At 72.1% G+C, this 5,093-nt stretch carries 6 protein-coding genes and 1 riboswitch; all 6 genes read right to left on the reverse strand.

Annotation, left to right across the window (positions count from 1 at the left end; all coding sequences use genetic code 11):
• The coding region (gene ribB / locus AC1DP0_RS17800; protein WP_478086961.1) for a 3,4-dihydroxy-2-butanone-4-phosphate synthase at positions 1–824 on the reverse strand (824 nt) is incomplete at its 3' end.
• Positions 821–1,426, reverse strand: a complete 606-nt coding sequence (locus tag AC1DP0_RS17805; RefSeq protein ID WP_478086963.1) for a riboflavin synthase — start codon at positions 1,424–1,426, stop codon at positions 821–823. The genes AC1DP0_RS17805 and ribB, both read right to left, overlap by 4 nt.
• Positions 1,427–1,452: 26 nt before the next feature.
• Positions 1,453–2,472 carry a bifunctional diaminohydroxyphosphoribosylaminopyrimidine deaminase/5-amino-6-(5-phosphoribosylamino)uracil reductase RibD gene (gene ribD, locus AC1DP0_RS17810; protein WP_478086967.1) on the reverse strand — a complete coding sequence of 340 codons (1,020 nt, stop codon included), beginning with the start codon at positions 2,470–2,472 and terminating at the stop codon, positions 1,453–1,455.
• Positions 2,473–2,502: 30 nt separating this feature from the next.
• Positions 2,503–3,261 carry a nicotinamide mononucleotide transporter family protein gene (locus AC1DP0_RS17815; protein ID WP_478086971.1) on the reverse strand — a complete coding sequence of 253 codons (759 nt, stop codon included), beginning with the start codon at positions 3,259–3,261 and terminating at the stop codon, positions 2,503–2,505.
• Between the two features lie 118 nt (positions 3,262–3,379).
• A riboswitch (FMN riboswitch) is annotated at positions 3,380–3,508 on the reverse strand.
• A 66-nt stretch (positions 3,509–3,574) separates the two neighbouring features.
• Entirely contained in the window at positions 3,575–4,516 is a 942-nt protein-coding gene (locus tag AC1DP0_RS17820) for a GNAT family N-acetyltransferase (RefSeq protein WP_478086975.1), read from the reverse strand.
• Positions 4,517–4,593: 77 nt separating this feature from the next.
• The coding region (locus AC1DP0_RS17825) for a ribulose-phosphate 3-epimerase (RefSeq protein WP_478086980.1) at positions 4,594–5,093 on the reverse strand (500 nt) is incomplete at its 5' end.

The raw sequence follows: 5,093 nt of genomic DNA on the forward strand, positions 1-5,093 counted from the left end.
CCGCAGTCGCAGCGCAGCGACCCGAAGGCGTCACCGGTCAGGCACTCCGAGTGCAGGCGCGTGAGCACCGGCCCCGCGTGGCGCAGTCCCTGCAGCCCGCGGGGACTGACGAGCGCGACGTGCTCGTCGCCGGTCAGCGTGTCGCGGTAGCCGTGCGCGGTGAAGGTGCCGTGCACCGTGGGGATGCGGGTCGTCGCGAGACGCTCGACCCGGTCGAGGCGCTGGCGGTGGTCGACGAGCTGCTCGATCGTGAGGACCGGCAGACCGAACTCGCGTCCGAGCGCGACGACCGCGTCGAACCGCATCATCGTGCCGTCGTCGTGGACGAGCTCGCCGATGACGCCGACGGGCGAGAGACCGGCGAGCCGGGTCAGGTCGACGGCTGCCTCGGTGTGGCCGGGGCGCGTCAGCACGCCACCGGGGCGGGCGCGCAGCGGCAGGACGTGTCCGGGGCGGATGAGGTCGGCGGGCGTCGCGTCGACGTCGGCGAGCACCTGGACGGTGCGGAGCCGGTCGGCCGCGCTGATCCCCGTCGTGACGCCCGTGGCCGCGTCGACCGACACCGTGTAGGCGGTGCGCAGCGGGTCGCGGTTGTCGGCGACCATCAGCGGCAGCTCGAGACGGTCGGCGACCTCGTCGGGCATCGGCGCACAGAGGTAGCCGGAGGAGTGGCGGATCGTCCACGCCATCCAGTCCTCGGTGGCGGTCTCGGCGGCGAGGACGAGGTCGCCCTCGTTCTCGCGGTCCTCGTCGTCGAGGACGAGGACGGGCCGGCCCGCCTGGAGCGCTTCGAGGGCCGACTCGACGGTCGAGAGGGTGGTCATGACACGACCTCCGGTCGGTGGGTGAGCAGGCGCTCGACGTACTTGGCGATGACGTCGACCTCGAGGTTGACGACGTCGCCGACTCCCCTGTGCCCCAACGTCGTCAGGTCGAGCGTGGTCGGGATCAGCGAGACGCCGAACAAGTCGTCACTGACATGAGCAACGGTGAGCGAGACCCCGTCGACCGTGATCGAGCCCTTCTCGACGACGTATGCCGCCAAGCCGGGTGGGAGCGTGAAGTCGACCGTCTCCCAACGGTCCCCGGGCGTGCGCGCCGTGATGGTGGCGGTGCCGTCGACATGGCCCTGGACGACGTGGCCGCCAAAGCGGCCGTCGGCAGGCATCGCGCGCTCGAGGTTGACGCGGTCGCCCGGAGCGAGCGCGCCCAGGCTGCTGCGGGCGAGGGTCTCGGCCATGACGTCGACCGAGAAGCCGGTGGTGTCGTGCTCGGTCACGGTGAGGCAGACGCCGTTGACGGCGATGGAGGCGCCGTGCGTCGCGTCGCTGACGACGAGGGGTCCGTCGATGCGCAGCACGGCCGAGTCCGTGCCGTGCTCGATCGCCGCGACGGTGCCCAGCTCCTCGACGATTCCGGTGAACATGTGTCTCCTCAGGGTTCGGCGTGTGCTCACGAGTCCGTGGCGGGTGCGGCTGTCGGGGGTCCGGCGGCAGGGACGGCGTGGATGCGCACGTCTCCCCCGACGACGTCGACGTCGACGAGGTCGAGGCGGTGGACGTCCGCGATGGACCGGATGCCGAGGTCCGCGACGGCGGCGTGGCCCGCGCCGAGCAGGGCCGGCGCGACGTAGGCATAGACGTCGTCGACGAGACCAGCGGAGAGGAACGCCGCGGCCAGCGTCGGGCCGCCCTCTAGCCACACGTCGCGGACTCCCCTGCGCCACAACAGATCCAAGGCCTCCCGCGGCTCTCGCGTCGCGAGGTGGACGAGCGTCCCGGGCGCGTCACGGACCCGCGCAGCATCTGGGACGTCGCGCTCCCCCATCACCGCGCGGAGGGGCTGCCGTGGCGTGGGCTCGCCACCCGGCATACGCACCGTGAGACGGGGGTCGTCCGCGAGGACGGTGCCGGTGCCGACGAGCACGGCGTCCCGGGTGGCCCGCAACAGGTGGACGTCGGCGCGTGCGGCATCGCCCGTGATCCACTGGCTGGTGCCGTCGGCGGCGGCGCTCCGACCGTCGAGGGTCGTGGCGAGCTTCCACGTGACGAGAGGGCGGCCGAGCGCCACGGTTCGCGCCCACCGCTCGTTGATCGCGGCGGCCTCGTCGGCCAGCACGCCACCCGTGACCTGGACGCCCGCCGCGTGCAGCCGCTCGGCTCCGCCGGAGGCGTCCGGGTTGGGGTCCGACTGGGCGAACACGACGCGGGCCACCCCCGACCCGGCCAGGGCGTCCGAGCACGGACCGGTGCGCCCGGTGTGCGAGCACGGCTCGAGCGTGACGAACGCCGTCGCCCCCCTCGCGGCGTCGCCCGCTGCGGTCAGGGCCTCGATCTCGGCGTGCGGCGTCCCGGCGCCGTGGTGGAACCCCTCACCGACGACCGTGCCGTCCGGTGCCACGAGAACGCACCCGACGCGCGGGTTGGGGTCGGGCCACGGGCCGGATGCGGCGAGCTGAAGGGCTCGTCGCATCCAGGCAGCGGCCGCCGGGTTCCCCACGGGTCAGCTCGGCGTGCCGGCCAGCTGGGGCTCGACGTCGCGCTCGTCGACCCGCGACACCTTGACCCACTGGGTGAAGCCGTAGATGACGAAGAGGCCGTAGAACGTGTAGAGGACCGCCGTCGGCACGTAGTCGGTTGCGAAGGCGAACGGCACGCCGATCAGGTCGACACCGATCCAGGCCAGCCAGAACTCGTTCCAGCCGCGGGCCATGGCGTAGGTGGCGACGATGGAGCCCACGAAGATCCACGCGTCGCACCAGTAGAACCACCACTGCGGGGTGAAGAACGGGTTCGGCGAGAGGTTCCACAGCCACACGAAGGCCTGGTGGACGACGACGGTGCCGACGAGCCAGAAGACGACGACGGCCGTGCGCTCCCGCGTGGTCGCCCAGCGAGGGGTGATGGCGACGCCGCTCGCGTCGTCGGCGTGGTTGAGCCGGCGCACCTGCGACCAGCGCCACCAGCCGTAGATGCTCGTGATGATGAAGAACACCTGGCGGCCGGCCTGGCCGAAGAGCGGGATCCGCTCGTCGGCGCCGAACACGGCACCGAGGTAGACGAAGAACAGCATGATGTTGGCCAGGATCCCGACGGGCCAGGCCCAGACCCACCGGCGCATTCCGAGGTAGGCGGAGGCGAGCCCGATGAGCACGCCGATCAGCTCGAGCCAGTGCAGCTGGTAGGGGCCGATGGGGATGGTGGCGTCGATGGCCTGTTGGAAGACGTTCTTCGTCTGGTCGGCCAGAGCAAGAGCCTGCATGTGGGGTTTCGTCCTTGGTCGTTCGTCGTGGCACGGACGAACTCCGGGGTACCTCCACACGCCCACGCGGACCGGACCCGGACGGACGATGCCGACGGTCCAGGCCACGACGGCCTGTTTCGTGCTGCCTCCCATCCGGACTTTCACCGTCGGTCCCGGAATTTCACCAGGTCAACCGGCCGCTGGATGCGGTCGGGTCGCGGACTGTAACCGCCGGCTCGGAATTACACCGACCCCGGAGCACGTACAGCCAGTATGCACCCGGTGCTGCACCGACGGCACACCACGACGGCGTGACGGCCACCACCAAAGGTCACCACGAGGGTCGACGAGGGTCGACGAGCGTCAAGGCCCCCGGGCGGCTCGGTTGGTGCGCGGTCTCGCTGAGTCGGCTCGGCCGGCGGAAGTCGGTGACGGGCGGGAGCCGTCGGAAGCCGGCCGACACGTACGTCGCCACGGCGCCGACGTTGCTGCTCGGGGTGCACACGGTCGCACTGGAGGCGCCCATCTCCTGCAGCGCGGCGGCAGCGGCGACTGAGATGGCCGTGCCGAACCCGTGGCCGCGATGGTCCCGGTGCACCCCCAGTGGTTCGAGCAGGCCCGGCCTCCCGTGGCCCGCCGACCAGACCGTCACGGCGGCGACCGCGGCGCCGTTCGAGTCGTAGGCGACCAGGCAGCGCGCCCGCTGGTACGGCGAGGAGGTGGCCATGGTGTGCCAGCGCTCGAGGGTGAACGTCGAGTTCGGGAACGCCGCTCGCTGCACCTCGACCCGCTCCTGCGCCTTGGACGCGTCGACGACCTCGACCCTGAGGCCACAGTCGTCCACCGGGTCGGTGAGGTCGCGGGGCAGCGGCGTCCACGGCTCGTCCGCGACCCACCCGCTCTCGGTGAGGAGCCGTCGGAAGGCGGTGCCGGACCGGGCCTCGACACTCGCGTCCTCGGCGGACAGCACGCCCTGCGCGGGATCCGACAGATCGCCGAGCAGCCGCGCCGCGAAGGCCTCGTCCCGGTCGACGGCCGGGGCCACCCCCACCCGGACCAGGCCCGCATCCTCCACCAGGCCGAGGGCCAGGATCTGCCCGTCGCGACGCCACACCCGAAGGGCGGCGGCCAGGTCCTCCGCGCCGAGCCTCCAGTTCCACCCGAGGTCACCCGGGTGGAGCTGAACCGGCGCGCCTTCCTCCTGCCAGGACGCCACCGCCTCGACGACCTCGTCCAGTGAGTCAGCCGTGGCGGTCTGCAGCGTGGTGGGCACGGGCCCATCCAAGTGCGCTCCGGGACGTCGATGCATCCGGTTTGCCGGCCGAGGCCGGGGCAGGGTCGAACGTCCCGTCAGTGCCGGTGCTGGACAGCGAGCGTCCGCAGCTCGTCGATGGCGGCTGCCGCGTCCTCGGGGCCGTAGACCGCAGAGCCAGCCACGAACACGTCGGCACCCGCCTCGGCGCACTGCCCGATCGTGTCGGCGCTGACGCCCCCGTCGACCTGGATCCAGATCTCGCCGCCGTGCCGGCGCACCGCCTCACGGACCTGACGCACCTTGGGCATCTGGTCAGCCATGAAGGACTGCCCCCCGAAGCCCGGCTCGACGGTCATGACGAGCACCATGTCGAGATCGGGCAGCAGGTCCTCGTAGGGCCCGAACGCGGTCCCGGGCTTGAGCGCCATCGAGGAGCGAGCACCGGCGGCGCGCAGCGTCCGCGCCAGGGTCCGGGGGTCGCGTGCTGCCTCGATGTGGAAGGTGACCGACTGGCACCCGGCCTCGGCGTAGGACGGGGCCCAGCGGTCGGGGTCCTCGATCATGAGGTGGGCGTCGATGGGGATCGGGCTCACCT

The organism is Terrabacter sp. P5_B1 (assembly GCF_056400505.1).